The following is a 17,346-nucleotide window of genomic DNA, read 5'->3' as shown; positions in this document are numbered from 1 at the left end:
TCTGAGTAGACCGGAGCGTAAGGCGGTGACTCCGGGACGATTAGAGGGAAGCTGAGACCCCGCAGCGCAAAGCGCGAGGAGGCTCAGCGACCACCGCTCGGAAAGCATCCGCCTGAAGCGCAGGTCTGCGGTTTATTAATCACAAAATAATTGTACATTGCAACATCCCCTGTTGGGCTGCGCGGAGGACGGGTGACTCCTGCGGCAGGAAGGGACAGGTGAGACAATCACGGCGCAGCCTGATGGCTCACCGCCCGGCCGCGGAAAGCTTCCCGTCCGGAGCGCAGCCCAACAGGGAATATCAGAGTACAAAGGAGAATCCCAATGAACATCAAAACAGTCATGGTCATCGGCGCCGGACAAATGGGCGGCGGCATCGCACAAGTCTGCGCACAGTCAGGCTACAATGTTATCCTCAACGACCTGAAAGACGAATTCCTCACGCGCGGACTCGGCGTCATCGAAAAAAACCTGAACCGCGCAGTCAGCAAAGAAAGAATGACAGAAGAAGATAAAAACGCCACACTCGGCCGCATCACACGTTCAACCGACCTGAACGATGCGAAAAACGCTGACCTTATCATCGAAGCAGCAGTAGAAAACATGAGCATCAAAACAAAAATTTTCGAAACGCTCGATCAGGCAGCGCCGGCGCACGCGATTTTAGCTTCAAACACGTCCTCACTGCCTATTACAGAAATCGCAGCAGCAACAAAGCGTCCTGAACAGGTAATTGGCATGCACTTTATGAACCCTGTACCGGTCATGAAGCTTGTAGAAATTATCCGCGGACTTGCGACAACAGATGAAGTATACCAGACGATTGAAGACATGACGAAGTCGCTCAGCAAAGCACCGGTTGAAGTGGAAGACTTCCCGGGATTCGTTTCTAACCGCATTTTGATGCCAATGATCAATGAAGCGATCTATACGCTTTATGAAGGTGTAGCAACGAAGGAAGCCATTGATGATGTCATGAAAATGGGTATGAATCATCCGATGGGACCGCTGCAGCTTGCTGATTTTATCGGTCTTGATACGTGCCTTTACATTATGGAAATTCTACATGAAGGATTTGGCGACAGTAAGTACCGTCCATGTCCGCTGCTTCGCAAATACGTAAAAGCTGGCTGGCTCGGTAAGAAGACCGGCCGCGGTTTCTACAGCTACGAATAAACACCAGGGAGGATCAGAAAGATGGACCTGCGATTTACAGAAGAACAAATCATGATGCAAAAAATGGTGAGGGACTTTGCAAAAGAAGAAATCGAACCATTTATCGAAAGAATGGAAGCTGGTGAGTTTCCGCGTGAGATTTTAAATAAAATGGCTGAGCTTGGCTTAATGGGGATCACGGTCCCTGAAGAGTATGGCGGCGCGGGGATGGACTTTACTTCCTACATCATCGCGATCAATGAGCTTGCAAAGGTAAGCCCTGTGGTCAGCGTCATTTTATCTGTGCATACATCAGTCGGGACGAACCCGATCCTGTATTACGGAACGGAAGAACAAAAGCAAAAGTACGTCACGAAGCTTGCAACTGGTGAACACCTCGGTGCATTCTGCCTGACAGAGCCAAGTGCAGGGTCGGATGCTGCAAGCCTGAAAACGCGCGCAGTGAAAAAAGATGACCACTACTTACTGAACGGCTCTAAAATCTTTATCACAAACGGCGGGGAAGCTGACACGTATATCGTTTTTGCTGTGACAGATCCTGAAAAAGGGACGCGGGGAATCAGCGCGTTTATCGTGGAGAAGAACTTCCCTGGTTTTGTTGTCGGTAAAGACGAAGAAAAGATGGGGCTTCATGGTTCACGCACAGTCCAGCTGACGTTTGAAGATATGAAGGTGCCGGCTGAAAACCTTTTAGGAGAAGAAGGAGAAGGGTTTAAAATTGCACTTGGCAACCTCGATGTGGGCCGGATCGGTATCGCAGCAAAATCACTCGGTATTGCTGAAGCAGCAGTAGACCACGCAGTCGCTTATGCAAAAGAGCGCGAGCAGTTCGGTAAACCGATTGCACAGCAGCAGGGAATCGGATTCAAGCTTGCAGATATGGCAACGGCCGCTGAAGCTGCAAAACTATTAGTCTATCAGGCAGCATTCCTTCGTCAGGAAGGCAAGCCGTGCGGGAAAGAAGCGTCAATGGCGAAGCTGTTCGCTTCATCAACAGCGATGAATAACGCAATTGAATGCGTGCAGGTATTTGGCGGAAACGGTTATACAGAAGATTATCCGGCAGAGCGCCTGTTCCGCGACGCGAAAATCAGTGAGATCTATGAAGGTACAAGTGAAATCCAACGAATCGTGATCAGTAAGCACGTAACCAAATAGGGGGAAGCTCAATATGAATTTTAAGTTAACTGAAGAACATGAAATGATCCGTAAAATGGTACGCGACTTTGCAGAAAAGGATGTTGCACCAACTGCTGCAGAGCGTGACGAAGAAGAACGCTTTGACCGTGAAATTTTCGATAAAATGGCTGAGCTTGGCCTGACTGGGATTCCATGGCCTGAAGAATACGGCGGAATCGGCAGTGACTACCTTGCCTATGTGATCGCAGTTGAAGAGCTGTCACGCGTCTGTGCATCAACAGGTGTCACACTATCCGCTCACCTGTCACTTGCGAGCTGGCCGATCTTCAAATTCGGAACAGAAGAACAGAAAAAGCACTACCTGACGAAGCTTGCGCAGGGTGAAATGCTTGGTGCATACGGACTGTCTGAGCCGGGCGCAGGATCTGACGTATCGTCAATGAAAACAAAAGCTGTGAAAAACGGTGACCACTATGTAATGAACGGTTCAAAAGTATGGATCACAAACGGCGGCGCAGCAGAATTGTACATCATTTTTGCAGTGACTGACCCTGAAGCAGGGACACGCGGTATGAGTGCATTCATCGTTGAAAAAGGCTGGGAAGGCTTCTCAATCGGTAAGAAAGAGAAAAAGCTCGGCATTCGTTCATCACCAACAACTGAACTGATCTTTGACAATGTAAAAGTACCGGCTGAAAACCTTTTAGGAAAAGAAGGGGAAGGCTTTAAAATTGCGATGATGACACTTGATGGTGGCCGTAACGGTATCGCTGCACAGGCAGTCGGCATCGCACAGGGTGCACTTGATGCATCAGTTGAATACGCAAAAGGACGCGAGCAGTTCGGTAAAACGATCCTTGCCAACCAGGGCGTATCATTCAAAATTGCAGACATGGCAACAGGCATCGAAGCATCCCGCCTGCTGACATACCAGGCTGCATGGCTTGAGTCAGAAGGACTGCCATACGGAAAAGAATCAGCAATGTCGAAGCTAATGGCTGGAGATACGGCGATGAAAGTAACAGTCGAAGCAGTCCAAATCTTTGGCGGCTACGGCTATACAAAAGACTACCCTGTAGAGCGCTACATGCGCGATGCAAAAATCACCCAGATCTACGAAGGCACCCAGGAAATCCAGCGCCTTGTCATTGGGCGTATGGTGACGAAGTAAAAGGGTCTGTCTATAAAGAAACGCTTATGATTTCCGCTTCAGGGGGACGCTTTCCGGACGGTGGACCGTTTTGTGGTCCGATATGGCCTCCTCGCGCTTTGCGCTGCGGGGTCTCAGCTTCCCACTTATCGTCCCGGAGTCGCCCCCTTACGCTCCAATCAACGCTTTGTCAGCAAGATCAATCTACTTTTAAGTTAGAGGCTGCTTGATATAATTCAAAGCGTTGATCGTAGCGGGAGGAGCGAGACTCCTGCGGAAAAACGTGCGTGAGAGACCCCGCAGGGCAGCGGTTTTCTGCCCGAGGAGGCTTGAGCGTTCGTCCGCGGAAAGCGAGGTCCTCCCGCGGAGATCATAAGCGGTTAACAGGACCTTACCCCTCAGCCAATGGAGCGTCAGAATGTGAAAGGTGGCGGATGCGATTGGAGAATAAAAGGGAAGTTCAATCCTCAGTAAAAGACGAGCGGCTGATTGAAATGCGCCGCGACCAGATGATCAAAGGAGCCGTATCGCTATTCAAACAAAAAGGCTTTCACCGCACCACAACACGTGAGATCGCAAAAGCCTCAGGTTTCAGCATCGGCACCCTTTACGAATATATCAGAACAAAAGAAGACGTCCTCTATCTCGTCTGTGACAGAATCTACGATAAGGTACGTACGCGTCTACACGGGATGGAACTCGACGGCGGCACGCTGCAGGCACTTTCACGCGGCATTGCACACTATTTTAAAGTAGTTGATGGCATGCAGGATGAAGTGCTCGTGATGTATCAGGAAGCGAAGTCGCTTTCTAAAGATGCGCTGCCGTATGTACTTAAAAAAGAGCTCGAAATGACTGAGATGTTTGAAACGCTGATTCAGAAATGTGTCGATGAAGGTCAGCTTGTGATGGAGCGCGATGAAATTCATCTGCTTGCTCAAAACATTTTTGTCCAGGGACAGATGTGGGCGTTCAGAAGATGGGCGCTGCGTGAATACAACATCGATCAGTATACGGAGAAACAGACTGAACTGCTGCTAAAGGGTGTCAGAGGATACCAGGCAGCGGCGAACAAGGGGGAATAAACATGGCAGTAAATGAGCCAGTGATCTATAAGCCGAAAAATCCGGTTCGTTTTGTAACAGCGTCAAGTCTGTTTGACGGACATGATGCATCCATTAACATTATGAGAAGAATTCTGCAGGCAAGCGGTGCAGAAGTGATTCACCTCGGCCATAACCGCTCAGTGGAAGAAGTCGTGAACGCGGCAATCCAGGAAGACGTTCAGGGAATTGCGATCTCTTCATACCAGGGCGGGCACGTTGAATATTTTAAATATATGTATGACCTGCTGAATGAACGCGGTGCGCCTCACATCAAGATTTATGGCGGTGGTGGTGGAGTTATTATTCCACGTGAGATTAAAGAACTTCACGCTTACGGAATTGCGCGCATCTTTTCACCGGAAGACGGCCGCACGAACGGACTGCAGGGCATGATCAACAGAATGCTTGAAGAGTGCGATTATGCAACAGTTGAAAAGGAAATGAAGCACGAGATCAGTGAGCTGACATCAGGTGACATTCCGGTTGTCTCAAAGTTCATCTCACTGGCTGAATACCGTATGAAAGATGACAGTGACGTCTGGCAGAACATTATGGATCAGGTGAAAGCTGAAGAGAAGCACGCGCCTGTCATCGGGATTACAGGTACGGGCGGTGCCGGAAAAAGTTCACTGACTGATGAGCTGATCCGCCGTTTTATCAATGAAATTCCGGATAAAAAAGTAGCGATTCTCTCTATTGACCCGACGAAGCAGAAAACTGGCGGAGCACTTTTAGGTGACAGAATCCGTATGAATGCGATCTTCTCTGACCGCGTATTTATGAGAAGTCTTGCAACGCGCGGGTCGAAAAGTGAGCTATCGCTTGCAATCCGTGATGCCATTTCTGTAGTCAAAGCTGCAGGTTACGATATGGTGATCGTTGAGACGAGCGGAATCGGGCAGGGCGATGCTGAAATTGCTGAGATCTCAGACATTTCGATGTATGTGATGACGAGTGAGTTCGGTGCCCCTTCACAGCTTGAAAAAATCGATATGATTGATTACGCAGACCTTGTCGTGATCAACAAATATGAACGTAAAGGCTCTGAGGATGCGAAGCGCCAGGTGCAGAAGCAGTACCAGCGCAGCCGTATGCTGTTTGATCAGGACCTTGATGAGATGCCGGTGTTCGGTACAATTGCTTCACAATTCAACGATGCGGGGACAAATGCCCTTTTTGCCGCGCTGGTTGAAAAAGTGAATGACAAAGTCCAGACTGACTGGTCAACTGCATTTTCTAAAAAAGCCGAAGTGGAAAAGCAGAATGTGATCATTCCGAACGATCGCCGCTATTACCTTCGCGAGATCTCGGAAACTGTTCGCCGCTACCACAAAACTGCTGAGGACCAGACAAAGCTTGCGCGCCGCTTCTTCCAGATTGAAGGCAGTATCGAAGCAGCTAAGGAAGCCGGAGAAGATGAGACAGCAGGCGTACTTGAAACAATGAAAGAAACAGCATGGGAGCAGCTGTCAGCAGAATCTAAAAAGATTTTGGAAAACTGGCCGCAGCTGAAAGAATTGTACGCACAGGACCAATTCACCACGAAAATCCGCGATAAGGAAATCATCACAGAGCTGAAGACAACAAGTCTGTCAGGCCTGTCGATTCCAAAAGTTGCGCTGCCGAAGTTTGAAGACTACGGTGAAATTTTGAAATGGGTGTATAAAGAAAACGTGCCTGGATCATTCCCTTATACAGCGGGTGTATTTCCGTTCAAACGTAAAGGTGAAGATCCGAAGCGCCAGTTCGCCGGTGAAGGAACGCCTGAACGCACGAACCGTCGTTTCCACTACCTGTCAAAAGACGATGATGCTAAGCGCCTGAGTACAGCATTTGACTCAGTGACGCTTTACGGAGAAGATCCTGACCATCGTCCTGATATTTACGGAAAAGTCGGGGAGAGCGGCGTCAGCATTTGTACGCTTGAAGATATGAAAAAGCTGTATGCCGGATTTGATCTGTGCGCACCTTCAACGTCAGTATCCATGACGATCAACGGCCCTGCGCCGATCATTCTTGCCATGTTCATGAACACAGCAGTGGATCAGCAGGTAAAAGCGCGCGAGGAAGAGCTCGGCCGCACACTCTCAATGGAAGAATTCACTGACGTGCGCGAACAGACTTTACAGGTCGTACGTGGTACGGTGCAGGCTGATATTTTAAAAGAAGATCAGGGACAGAATACATGTATCTTCTCAACAGAATTCGCCCTGCGCATGATGGGTGATATCCAGCAGTACTTTATCGACCATAAAGTGCGCAACTATTATTCTGTATCGATTTCCGGCTATCATATTGCTGAAGCAGGGGCGAACCCGATTTCACAGCTTGCCTTTACACTTGCTAACGGCTTCACGTATGTCGAATATTACTTAAGCCGAGGCATGGATATTAACGACTTTGCACCAAACCTGTCATTCTTCTTCTCAAATGGACTGGATCCTGAATACACAGTGATCGGCCGTGTAGCAAGACGGATCTGGTCAACAGTCATGAGAGATAAGTATGGTGCGAACGAGCGAAGCCAGAAGCTGAAGTATCATATTCAGACATCCGGCCGCTCACTGCATGCGCAGGAAATCGATTTTAACGATATCCGGACAACGCTGCAGGCATTAATGGCACTGCAGGATAACTGTAACTCGCTTCATACCAACGCATATGATGAAGCGATCACAACACCGACAGAAGAATCTGTCCGCCGCGCAATGGCGATTCAGATGATCATTACAAAAGAGCATGGCTTAAGTAAAAATGAAAACCCGCTCCAGGGTGCATTTATTGTTGAAGAACTGACTGATCTTGTTGAAGAAATGGTCCTTCAGGAATTCGAACGCATCAATGACCGCGGCGGCGTACTTGGCGCAATGGAAACGCAGTACCAGCGCGGAAAAATTCAGGAAGAATCCATGCACTATGAAATGAAGAAGCACACAGGCGAGCTTCCGATCATCGGCGTGAACACATACCTGAATCCAAATCCGCCGTCAGAAGAACAGATGGACAGCATGGAACTGGCACGTGCGACAAAGGATGAGAAGGAAACGCAGATCACCAACCTTCAAAACTTCCAGCGATCGCACGCTGACACTGCAGAAGAGGCGCTGAACCGACTGAAAGAAACAGCAGTCTCAGGAGGAAACCTCTTCGCCGAGCTGATGGAAACGGTAAAAGTTGCCTCACTCGGTCAAATCACTCATGCATTATATGAAGTCGGCGGACAGTACCGCCGTAATATGTAATATTAATTTCCCGTTAAAACTGCCGGATTACTACCCGGCAGTTTTCTTTTTATACTATAATTAGTACATAAGACATCTAACCGGGACGTGATCTAGTGAAAAAACTGCTAATCCTCAGCGCATCGATTCTACTCGTTGCAGGGTTGACCATGTATATGTACAGCCGAATGGTCGGAGCCATCCCATTTCTGATCCTTGCTGCCATGTTTTACTGGCTCGCATGGCGCGAAACGAAAAAAGGACGCATAAAGAATTCCTAAAAAACAATAGTAACTATGGCATTCTCCTCAAAACTTTGGTTATAATGGAACATATGCCTTGAGCTAAATTCATCTCGTGTCTGACACAACATCCGGCCATACTGCATGTAAGCAGGGCTGTTTTTTGTGAAGGATTACAGGTGAAATTCTATACAAACGTAATTGCTTATTTAAATACAGATGAGTTTATGAAACATTAAAGCAGACTGGTGCGGAGGGGTGCGAGACTCCAGCGGGAGCAAACGGACAGGTGAGACCCCGCAAGGCGAAGCCTGAGGAGGCTCACCGCCGTTCCCGCGGAAAGCGAGTACCCCGGAGCACCAGTCTGATGGTTATCATACTCATACATTTTTATAAGCCCACCACCCAACCCAAAGGAGTGCAAAGCATGGAACTTAAAAACCGCTCAGTAGAAGATCTACGTGAATATTCATTTATAGAAATCGCACACCAGCTCCTCGTTGATAACCATAACTCAATGACATTCAACGACATGGTCGAAGAATGGAAAAGACTGCTTGGTGTAACCGATAAAGAAGCACGCGAAAGAATCGTTCAGTTCTACACAGACCTGAACATGGACGGCCGCTTTATCTACCTTGATTCTGACAAAGGCTGGGGCCTGCGTTCATGGTACCCGCTTGATCAGGTAGAAGACGAGCAGGTAACAAGCGAAATCCAGACAACAAAGAAAAAGAAAACAAAAGCGAAGTCTAAAAAGAAGAAAAAAGCTGAAGAAGATCTGGACTTTGACAACCTGGATGACGAAGAAGACGACCTTGTCTACGACGAAATCGATGACGAAGTTGAAGATGTTGAAGACATCGACGGCGAAGAGTTCGAAGACGATGTAGACTTCGACGATCTGGACGACGATGACGAAGAAGATGAGGACGATGATGACAAGTTATAAATCGTCAGTCTTTTCCGCCATTTAATTCGTTCTTGATTTTTTAAAATTTGATGGTAGTATTTTATTTGGGCTCCCTTTAAAGGGATCAATCGCAAATATCCGCGCTCCCTTGCGTTTCACACGTAGGAGGGGCGCTTTTTATTTTTTATAAAACTCTTTTTTAGCTGCATTGAATGATGTATACAAAGAGTTATTTTTTAATTTATGCATGATTGATTGACGCTATAAGGTTTTATCTTATACACAGAGTTGATCGGAGCGGAAGGGGGCGACTCCAGCGGGATAAAACGGACAGGTGAGACCCCGCAAGGCGAAGCCTGAGGAGGTTCACCGCCGTTCCCGCGGAAAGCGTCCCCCTGAAGCGCAGATCAACGGTTATCTTTAACAACACCTGCAAACCCGAAAGGAGAAACATACATGTCAACAAAATATATTTTCGTCACTGGTGGAGTCGTATCTTCACTCGGTAAAGGAATCACAGCAGCATCACTTGGCCGCCTTTTGAAAAACAGAGGACTGAACGTAACCATCCAGAAGTTCGATCCGTACATTAACGTAGATCCAGGAACAATGAGCCCATACCAGCACGGGGAAGTATTCGTCACAGATGATGGCGCAGAGACTGACCTTGACCTTGGACACTATGAGCGTTTCATCGATATTAACCTGAACAAATACAGCAACGTGACAACTGGTAAGATCTACTCGACAGTTCTGAAAAAAGAGCGTCGCGGAGATTACCTTGGCGGAACAGTACAGGTTATCCCGCATATCACTAACGAACTGAAAGAGCGCGTTTTCCGTGCAGGCCGTGAAACAAATGCAGATGTCGTGATCACTGAAATCGGCGGAACAGTAGGGGACATTGAATCACTTCCATTCCTTGAAGCGATCCGTCAGATCAAGAGTGATGTTGGCCGTGAAAATGTGATGTACGTTCACTGTACACTTGTTCCTTACATCAAAGCTGCCGGCGAAATGAAGACAAAACCGACACAGCACAGTGTAAAAGAACTTCGCAGCCTTGGTATTCAGCCGAATATCATTGTCCTGCGTACTGAAAACCCGATCTCTCAGGACATGAAAGATAAGATTGCATTATTCTGTGATATCGACGAAAAATCAGTAATCGAAGCAACAGATGCAGATACACTTTACGCTGTGCCACTTGCACTTCAGGCACAAAACATGGACCAGATCGTTTGCGATCATTTTAAATTAAATGCACCGCAGCCTGAAATGACAGAGTGGAATGAACTCGTGGACCGCGTGCGTAATCTGAAAGAGAAAACAACGATTGCACTTGTCGGTAAATACGTTGAACTTCAAGATGCATACATCTCAGTAGTAGAATCACTGCGCCACGCAGGCTACAGCTTTGATGCTGACGTTGAAGTGAAATGGCTGAATTCTGAAACGATCACACGTGAAAATGTTGAGCAGGAACTTGGAGACGTCGATGGTATTTTAGTACCTGGCGGATTCGGTGACCGTGCAATTGAAGGAAAGATCGAAGCAATCCGCTATGCGCGTGAGACGAAGACACCGTTCCTTGGAATCTGTCTTGGTATGCAGCTTGCAAGCGTTGAGTTCGCACGTAACGTACTCGGTATGGAAGGCGCGCACTCAGCAGAGATCAACCCGACAACACCATATCCGGTAATCGACCTTCTTCCTGAGCAAAAAGACATCGAGGACCTTGGCGGCACACTTCGCCTTGGCCTGTACCCATGTAAGCTGACAGAAGGCACAAAAGCATTCGAAGCATATGACAACGAAGTCGTATACGAGCGTCACCGTCACCGCTTTGAGTTCAACAACCAGTACCGTGAGAAAATGGAAGACGCAGGATTCCTATTCTCAGGTACAAGCCCTGACGGCCGTCTTGTAGAAATCATTGAACTTGCTGACCACCCGTGGTTCGTGGCATCCCAGTTCCACCCGGAATTCACATCACGCCCGACACGCCCGCAGCCGCTGTTCAGAGACTTTATTGAAGCAACAATGAAGAAGTAATAGGACATCCCCCGCCAAACAATTTGGCGGGGGTTTTTAAAATCCTTTTGCATCAAAAATGGCTTCAGTGATTACTCGCAGATATAATAATCTAAAAGAGGTGAATCAGATGAAAAAGCTGTACCAATGGTCAAATTGGAAAACCTGGCTTGTCTCTCTCATTATATTTGCAGCATTTTTAGGATTCATTTTACCGAATGAAGCGGCAGAATCATCCCGCGTTACTGGAACATCTGAATCACCGGACAGCTCATTTTTCTATACGCCTGAAACACTCTTTTCCATTGCAGAAACTTATGGAGAAGAAGGAAGAGCGTATTATGTCCGGGCGCGTTATACATTTGATATCGTATGGCCCATCGCTTATTTCTTGTTTTTAATTACAACACTCGGCATTCTTTTCAAATCAATTCAGCGATCTAGATGGAGATACGTCATTTTACTTCCGTTATCCGGTCTGGTTTTTGATTATCTTGAAAATCTCAGTACTTCTCTCGTCATGAGCTGTTACCCGGAGCAGTTAAATGTGATTGCTGCCATCGCACCGGTATTTACAGCGGTAAAATGGAGCTGTATTTATGCAAGCTTTGCACTAATTCCAATCGGGATCGTTACGTATTTAATTACCCGAAAAAAAAGCCTGAGGTCTCAGTGAAGCCATTAAAAAAGTTCCTATCCAACCATGGAATAGGAACTTCGTTTATCAATAATCCTCCAAAATCTCATCAAGCACAAACTTCACACCATGATACAGATACAATGCGGCCATCAGTGACGGGAAGCCGAAGCGTCCGCCGGTTTCATCAGGCAGCATGCTGCGTACAGTCTGAGTGTTCAGAAAGGAGTCAGCTTTTTCTTCAAGGTCACTTTCAGCATCTTTTACTTTTCCGGCAATAACGGCGAATGGTACTTCAGCTTCAGTGAGCTTCTTGGCAAATGCGAGTGCCTGAGGGTCGGTGGATCTCCGCGTGACAAGCAGCACACGGTCTGCAACGGTCAATGCATCAGCATCATGCAGCTCGCGGACACCTTCAAGCGGTTCCTCACCCTGCAGTGCTTCAGCTGTAACACCGGCCATTTCACCGAACCCTTTTATATAAATCGAACCGTCACCCACCGTTGCCTGTGCAAGCAGACGGGCTGCATTTTCGATCTCCATTTCTTCTTTATGCAGTCTGCCGAATAACCCGGTCAGCTGCGTTGTAAACATTTTCAGCATGTTGATCATCCTTTCAAAATCATTTTTTCAGTAAAATGTCGAAAAAGCGCACACGATTTCTTCATATATAGGAAGGAACTCATTTGTTTGTGTTGAATGTACCATAATAAACGCTCATTGAGAAACCATCCTTTTTCCTCTATGATAAAGAAGTCTACATAGAAATACGAACAATTGGGGTTGCGATGGAATGACAAAGAAGAGGTGTATAACGTGGAGAAAATACTGATTGTAGATGATCAATTCGGCATACGTATTCTGCTCAATGAAATTCTTGAAAAAGAGGGGTATCAGACTTTTCAGGCTGCAAACGGGCCGGAAGCACTGACGCTTTTAAAAGAAGCGCCGGACCTTGTACTGCTTGATATGAAAATTCCTGGTATGGATGGGATCGAAATTTTGCGCAAAATGAAAGAGAAAGAGCCTGATATTAAGGTGATCATTATGACAGCCTATGGTGAACTCGGCATGATTCAGGAGGCAGAGGCCCTGGGAGCGCTTACACACATAACGAAGCCTTTTGACATTCAGGACATAAGAAACCTTGTCAAAGAGCATGCAGGGGTAAAATAACGCATCTTAATTTGAAAAGATAAGTTGCCGGCGTGGTAAAATCCTTAAACGTTTGGTATGATACTAGAGAAAATGGTTGTACATTAGCGTACGTGATACCGTTTATTTAAAGGAGGAAACAAATTATGCCATTAGTATCAATGACAGATATGCTGAACAAAGCGAAGGATGGGGGCTATGCAGTAGGTCAGTTCAACCTGAATAACCTTGAGTTTACACAGGCGATTCTTCAGGCTGCTGAAGAAGAAAAATCACCTGTTATTCTTGGTGTTTCTGAAGGTGCTGCCCGCTACATGAGCGGATTTACAACTGTGGTAAAAATGGTTGAAGGTCTACTTGAAGACTTAAACATTACTGTACCAGTAGCAATTCACCTTGACCACGGATCAAGCTTTGACAAGTGTAAAGAAGCAATCGATGCAGGTTTCACATCTGTCATGATTGACGCTTCTCACGGTCCTTTCGAAGAGAACGTGGAAGTAACTTCTAAAGTTGTTGAATACGCACACGCTAAAGGCGTTTCAGTAGAAGCTGAACTTGGCGTAGTAGGCGGCCAGGAAGATGACGTGGTTGCAGATGGCGTGATTTATGCAGATCCTAAAGAATGTAAAGAACTTGTAGAGCGCACTGGTATCGATACACTTGCACCGGCACTTGGATCAGTTCACGGCCCTTACAAAGGCGAACCGAACCTTGGATTCAAGGAAATGGAGCAGATCGGTAACGAAGCAGGCGTACCAATCGTTCTTCACGGCGGAACAGGCATTCCGACAAAAGATATCCAAAAAGCGATCTCTTACGGAACAGCTAAAATCAACGTGAACACAGAAAACCAAATTGCATCAGCTAAGAAAGTACGTGAAGTACTTGCTGCTGATTCAGAAGTATATGATCCACGTAAATATCTTGGACCAGCGCGTGAAGTGATTAAGGAAACGGTAATCGGTAAAATGCGTGAATTCGGTTCATCTAGCAAAGCGTAAATTTGTCACTCGGTTTCAAGGGGTAGAAATTGAGTCATATCAAAGAGGCTGGCTCACAAACAGGCAGGCTGCTTATTCACAAGCAGCCCAACCTTTTTTTGAGTCAGCTTTTTTTGAAGGCTTATATAACCGGAATTGACCTGTGTTCCGAGCGGATGCTTTCCGCGGGGACGGCGGTAAGCCTCCTCGACGCTATGCGTCTGCGGGGTCTCACCTGTCCGTCTGCTCCCGCTGGAGTCACCGCCCTCCACACCGGCCAATTCCTTCATATGAAGGACAAAAAGATTTGAAGTTGAAACACACTTTTCTTAGTTATTAGTCACACAGAGTTGATCGGAGTGGAAGGCGGCGACTCCGGGACGATTAGAGGGAAGCTGAGACCCCGCAGCCGAAGGCGAGGAGGCTCAGCAACCTCCGTCCGGAAAGCGTCCGCCTGAAGCGCAGATCAACGGTTATTATAGTAAGCACAAACCAAATACATAACAAAGGATGGGATCATATTGAAATTTTTCATTGATACAGCAAATATGGATGAGATCAAGGAAGCACACAGCTGGGGGATTATTGACGGGGTTACGACTAATCCGTCGCTTGTTGCAAAGGAAGGCATTTCATTCCATGACCGGCTGAAAGAAATCACCTCGTTAGTAGACGGTTCAGTCAGTGCTGAAGTGATTTCTCTTGATGCAGAAGGTATGATCAGAGAAGGAAAAGAGCTGGCTGCAATCGCACCGAATATCACCGTTAAAGTCCCCATGACACCAGATGGACTGAAAGCAACGGCTGCATTTGCTAAAGAAGGCATTAAAACAAATGTCACGCTGATTTTCAGTGCGAACCAGGCGCTGATGGCAGCGCGTGCAGGTGCGTCGTATGTATCACCGTTCCTTGGCAGACTGGATGACATTGGTCACGACGGGATGGATCTGATCAGCACAATTTCTGAAATGTTCATTATGCATGACATTAAATCAGAAATTATCGCAGCATCAATCCGTCACCCGATGCATGTCACTCAGGCAGCGCTGAACGGGGCGCATATTGCGACATGCCCATCAAAGGTGCTGCATCAACTATTTAAACACCCATTAACGGAAGCAGGAATTGAAGCGTTTCTAAATGACTGGAATAATCGTAAATCATAAAAATCCCTGCTTCCTTCACACATGATTCAGCTCGAAATACACATCATAAAAAGACATAAAGCTGGTTCGGAAGGAGCTTCAAGTAATGGAGAAATTAAAAATTGAAGGGGGCAATCCCCTTAAAGGAAACATCAAAGTCAGCGGTGCAAAAAACAGTGCAGTGGCACTGATTCCAGCGACCATTCTCGCAGATTCACCGACTGTCATTGAAGGTTTGCCTGATATATCAGATGTTCATACTTTAAAAGCACTGCTTGAGGAAATTGGTGGAAGTGTTGAATTTGAAGATGGCGAAATGCGTGTGAATCCTGAAGGCATGGTGGCAATGCCATTACCGAACGGACGCGTTAAAAAGCTGCGTGCTTCTTATTATCTGATGGGTGCAATGCTTGGTAAATTTAAAAAAGCGGCAATCGGACTGCCTGGTGGCTGCTACCTGGGACCGCGTCCAATTGATCAACATATTAAAGGATTTGAAGCGCTTGGTGCCACTGTTACAAATGAGCAGGGTGCCTTGTATCTTCGTGCTGATGAATTAAAAGGCGCACGGATTTATTTAGATGTTGTCAGTGTAGGTGCGACGATTAATATTATGCTTGCAGCTGTCAGAGCGAAGGGTCAGACGATTATTGAAAATGCTGCAAAGGAACCTGAAATCATTGATGTGGCTACACTCTTAAGCAATATGGGTGCAAACATTAAAGGTGCAGGGACTAATGTGATCCGGATTGAAGGTGTTGATGAGCTTCACGGCACCCGTCACACAATTATTCCTGACAGAATCGAAGCAGGAACCTTTATGATTTTAGCGGCGGCAGCAGGAGAAGGTGTGACCATTAATAATGTCATCCCGCTCCATGTCGAATCATTGATTGCGAAGCTGCGTGAAATGGGTGTGCCTGTCGAAATCGGCGATGAGGATGTCTATATCGGAAAGTCAGAGAACCTGAAATCGATTGATATACAGACGCTTGTGTATCCTGGATTCCCGACAGATCTGCAGCAGCCGATGACGTCACTCATGACCAAAATCCACGGAACGGCGATGGTAACAGATACGATTTATTCAGCGCGCTTTAAGCACATCGATGAGCTGAAGCGGATGAATGCGAATATTAAAACAGAGGGTCGTGCAGCCATTGTCTACGGTCCATCTGTCCTTCAGGGTGCACGCGTGAAGGCATCTGACCTGAGAGCGGGTGCAGCGCTTGTGATTGCAGGGCTCATGGCTGAAGGTATCACTGAAGTAACCGGTCTTGAACATATTGACCGCGGCTACAGTGATCTGATTGAAAAGCTTTCAGGACTCGGAGCGGTGATTTGGCGTGAAGAAATGTCAGCTGAAGAGCTTGAACAGGTAAATAACGCATAGTTCTTAAATAGTATGTCATATTGAAAAATAATGTGTTATACTGATTCATGACAAATCACGAGGGGATGATGGACATGGAACGCAGTTTATCAATGGAGCTTGTACGGGTAACAGAAGCAGCCGCTTTATCGTCAGCAAGATGGATGGGACGCGGGTTAAAAAATGAAGCAGATGACGCAGCGACAACTGCGATGCGTGATGTATTCGACACCATCCCGATGAAGGGTACAGTTGTGATCGGTGAAGGCGAAATGGATGAAGCGCCAATGCTTTATATCGGTGAAAAACTCGGTACAGGATACGGCCCCCGTCTCGACGTGGCAGTAGATCCATTAGAAGGCACAAATATTGTTGCTTCAGGCGGCTGGAACGCACTTGCGGTACTTGCCGTGGCAGACCACGGAAATCTGCTGAATGCACCTGATATGTATATGGATAAAATTGCAGTCGGTCCTGAAGCTGTGGGCTGTATCGATATCAATGCACCAGTCATTGATAACCTCAGAGCGGTCGCAAAAGCCAAGAATAAAGATATCGAAGACGTAGTAGCGACGATTTTGAACCGCGATCGTCATGCGAAAATTATCGAAGAACTGCGCGCTGCTGGTGCCCGAATCAAGCTGATTGGTGACGGCGATGTGGCAGGAGCGATCAATACAGCATTTGATACGACTGGTGTCGACATTCTTTTTGGATCAGGTGGAGCTCCTGAAGGCGTAATCGCTGCAGTTGGCCTGAAGTGCCTCGGCGGCGAAATCCAGGGCCGTCTCCTCCCGCAAAATGAAGAAGAAGCAGAACGCTGCAAGGCGATGAATATTGATGTCAGCCAGGTACTGCGCATGGAAGACCTCGTTCGCGGCGATGACGCAATCTTCGCAGCAACAGGTGTGACAGATGGCGAACTGTTAAAAGGCGTACAGTTCAAAGCTACATACGGAGAGACTGACTCGCTCGTTATGCGCGCGAAATCAGGCACCGTCCGTTTTATCAAAGGAACACACAGCCTGAAGAAAAAGCCGAATCTTGTCATGAAGTAACATTCGAAAAGCTC

At 47.0% G+C, this 17,346-nt stretch carries 15 protein-coding genes; 14 read left to right on the top strand and 1 reads right to left on the bottom strand.

Going from position 1 to position 17,346, the window contains the following annotated elements; translation table 11 throughout:
* Nucleotides 1-324: 324 nt before the first annotated feature.
* The 9 genes from KP77_RS14680 to KP77_RS14645 all read left to right on the top strand — a co-directional run bounded on the left by KP77_RS14680 (nucleotide 325) and on the right by KP77_RS14645 (nucleotide 11,658).
* Nucleotides 325-1,176: a 3-hydroxybutyryl-CoA dehydrogenase gene (locus tag KP77_RS14680; RefSeq protein ID WP_041123499.1), complete on the top strand. Its 852-nt coding sequence runs from the start codon at nucleotides 325-327 to the stop codon at nucleotides 1,174-1,176.
* Nucleotides 1,177-1,197: 21 nt separating this feature from the next.
* The gene (locus KP77_RS14675) at nucleotides 1,198-2,334 is read left to right on the top strand and encodes an acyl-CoA dehydrogenase (protein ID WP_041123498.1); all 1,137 of its coding nucleotides are present in this window, start codon (nucleotides 1,198-1,200) and stop codon (nucleotides 2,332-2,334) included.
* A gap of 13 nt (nucleotides 2,335-2,347) precedes the next feature.
* Nucleotides 2,348-3,487, top strand: coding sequence for an acyl-CoA dehydrogenase (locus KP77_RS14670; RefSeq protein ID WP_041123497.1), 1,140 nt, complete (start codon nucleotides 2,348-2,350; stop codon nucleotides 3,485-3,487).
* Nucleotides 3,488-3,960: 473 nt separating this feature from the next.
* Nucleotides 3,961-4,551 carry a TetR/AcrR family transcriptional regulator gene (locus KP77_RS14665; RefSeq protein WP_407637937.1) on the top strand — a complete coding sequence of 197 codons (591 nt, stop codon included), beginning with the start codon at nucleotides 3,961-3,963 and terminating at the stop codon, nucleotides 4,549-4,551.
* A 2-nt stretch (nucleotides 4,552-4,553) separates the two neighbouring features.
* Entirely contained in the window at nucleotides 4,554-7,814 is a 3,261-nt protein-coding gene (gene icmF, locus KP77_RS14660) for a fused isobutyryl-CoA mutase/GTPase IcmF (RefSeq protein ID WP_041123495.1), read from the top strand.
* A gap of 95 nt (nucleotides 7,815-7,909) precedes the next feature.
* The gene (locus KP77_RS18235) at nucleotides 7,910-8,074 is read left to right on the top strand and encodes a hypothetical protein (RefSeq protein WP_160289539.1); all 165 of its coding nucleotides are present in this window, start codon (nucleotides 7,910-7,912) and stop codon (nucleotides 8,072-8,074) included.
* 388 nt (nucleotides 8,075-8,462) lie between these two features.
* Complete coding sequence (rpoE, locus tag KP77_RS14655) at nucleotides 8,463-8,987, top strand: DNA-directed RNA polymerase subunit delta (RefSeq protein ID WP_041123494.1); 525 nt, start codon at nucleotides 8,463-8,465, stop codon at nucleotides 8,985-8,987.
* 417 nt (nucleotides 8,988-9,404) lie between these two features.
* Nucleotides 9,405-11,003, top strand: a complete 1,599-nt coding sequence (locus KP77_RS14650) for a CTP synthase (RefSeq protein ID WP_041123493.1) — start codon at nucleotides 9,405-9,407, stop codon at nucleotides 11,001-11,003.
* Between the two features lie 109 nt (nucleotides 11,004-11,112).
* Complete coding sequence (locus KP77_RS14645; RefSeq protein ID WP_041123492.1) at nucleotides 11,113-11,658, top strand: hypothetical protein; 546 nt, start codon at nucleotides 11,113-11,115, stop codon at nucleotides 11,656-11,658.
* A gap of 48 nt (nucleotides 11,659-11,706) precedes the next feature.
* Here the strand turns inward: KP77_RS14645 and KP77_RS14640 are convergent, their stop codons facing one another.
* The gene (locus KP77_RS14640) at nucleotides 11,707-12,222 is read right to left on the bottom strand and encodes a DUF2529 family protein (protein WP_041123491.1); all 516 of its coding nucleotides are present in this window, start codon (nucleotides 12,220-12,222) and stop codon (nucleotides 11,707-11,709) included.
* A 213-nt stretch (nucleotides 12,223-12,435) separates the two neighbouring features.
* On the opposite strand from KP77_RS14640, the gene KP77_RS14635 reads away from it, so the two are divergent.
* From KP77_RS14635 to glpX, 5 genes are all read left to right on the top strand, one after another.
* Nucleotides 12,436-12,795 carry a response regulator gene (locus KP77_RS14635; protein WP_041123490.1) on the top strand — a complete coding sequence of 120 codons (360 nt, stop codon included), beginning with the start codon at nucleotides 12,436-12,438 and terminating at the stop codon, nucleotides 12,793-12,795.
* A gap of 125 nt (nucleotides 12,796-12,920) precedes the next feature.
* Nucleotides 12,921-13,778 carry a class II fructose-bisphosphate aldolase gene (locus KP77_RS14630; protein ID WP_041123489.1) on the top strand — a complete coding sequence of 286 codons (858 nt, stop codon included), beginning with the start codon at nucleotides 12,921-12,923 and terminating at the stop codon, nucleotides 13,776-13,778.
* Nucleotides 13,779-14,278: 500 nt separating this feature from the next.
* A complete protein-coding gene (gene fsa, locus KP77_RS14620) occupies nucleotides 14,279-14,923 on the top strand; it encodes a fructose-6-phosphate aldolase (RefSeq protein ID WP_041123487.1) in 645 nt (214 codons plus the stop codon).
* 85 nt (nucleotides 14,924-15,008) lie between these two features.
* Nucleotides 15,009-16,295, top strand: a complete 1,287-nt coding sequence (locus tag KP77_RS14615; RefSeq protein ID WP_041123486.1) for a UDP-N-acetylglucosamine 1-carboxyvinyltransferase — start codon at nucleotides 15,009-15,011, stop codon at nucleotides 16,293-16,295.
* A gap of 74 nt (nucleotides 16,296-16,369) precedes the next feature.
* Nucleotides 16,370-17,332 (top strand): class II fructose-bisphosphatase, encoded by a 963-nt coding sequence (gene glpX / locus KP77_RS14610; protein WP_041123485.1) that lies wholly within the window; start codon nucleotides 16,370-16,372, stop codon nucleotides 17,330-17,332.
* The last annotated feature ends 14 nt before the right edge of the window (nucleotides 17,333-17,346 follow it).

It is taken from the genome of Jeotgalibacillus alimentarius (assembly GCF_000829445.1).
Lineage (GTDB): Bacteria > Bacillota > Bacilli > Bacillales > Jeotgalibacillaceae > Jeotgalibacillus > Jeotgalibacillus alimentarius.
Note: the sequence above shows the minus strand (reverse complement) of the source record. Positions and strands in the feature narration are given on the sequence as shown.

Bases quoted from the DNA above. Each gene is read 5' to 3' on its own strand.
- KP77_RS14680 (WP_041123499.1), top strand. From the start codon at position 325: ATGAACATCAAAACAGTCATGGTCATCGGCGCCGGACAAATGGGCGGC.
- KP77_RS14675 (WP_041123498.1), top strand. From the start codon at position 1,198: ATGGACCTGCGATTTACAGAAGAACAAATCATGATGCAAAAAATGGTG.
- KP77_RS14670 (WP_041123497.1), top strand. From the start codon at position 2,348: ATGAATTTTAAGTTAACTGAAGAACATGAAATGATCCGTAAAATGGTA.
- KP77_RS14665 (WP_407637937.1), top strand. From the start codon at position 3,961: ATGCGCCGCGACCAGATGATCAAAGGAGCCGTATCGCTATTCAAACAA.
- icmF (WP_041123495.1), top strand. From the start codon at position 4,554: ATGGCAGTAAATGAGCCAGTGATCTATAAGCCGAAAAATCCGGTTCGT.
- rpoE (WP_041123494.1), top strand. From the start codon at position 8,463: ATGGAACTTAAAAACCGCTCAGTAGAAGATCTACGTGAATATTCATTT.
- KP77_RS14650 (WP_041123493.1), top strand. From the start codon at position 9,405: ATGTCAACAAAATATATTTTCGTCACTGGTGGAGTCGTATCTTCACTC.
- KP77_RS14645 (WP_041123492.1), top strand. From the start codon at position 11,113: ATGAAAAAGCTGTACCAATGGTCAAATTGGAAAACCTGGCTTGTCTCT.
- KP77_RS14640 (WP_041123491.1), bottom strand. From the start codon at position 12,222: ATGCTGAAAATGTTTACAACGCAGCTGACCGGGTTATTCGGCAGACTG.
- KP77_RS14630 (WP_041123489.1), top strand. From the start codon at position 12,921: ATGCCATTAGTATCAATGACAGATATGCTGAACAAAGCGAAGGATGGG.
- KP77_RS14615 (WP_041123486.1), top strand. From the start codon at position 15,009: ATGGAGAAATTAAAAATTGAAGGGGGCAATCCCCTTAAAGGAAACATC.
- glpX (WP_041123485.1), top strand. From the start codon at position 16,370: ATGGAACGCAGTTTATCAATGGAGCTTGTACGGGTAACAGAAGCAGCC.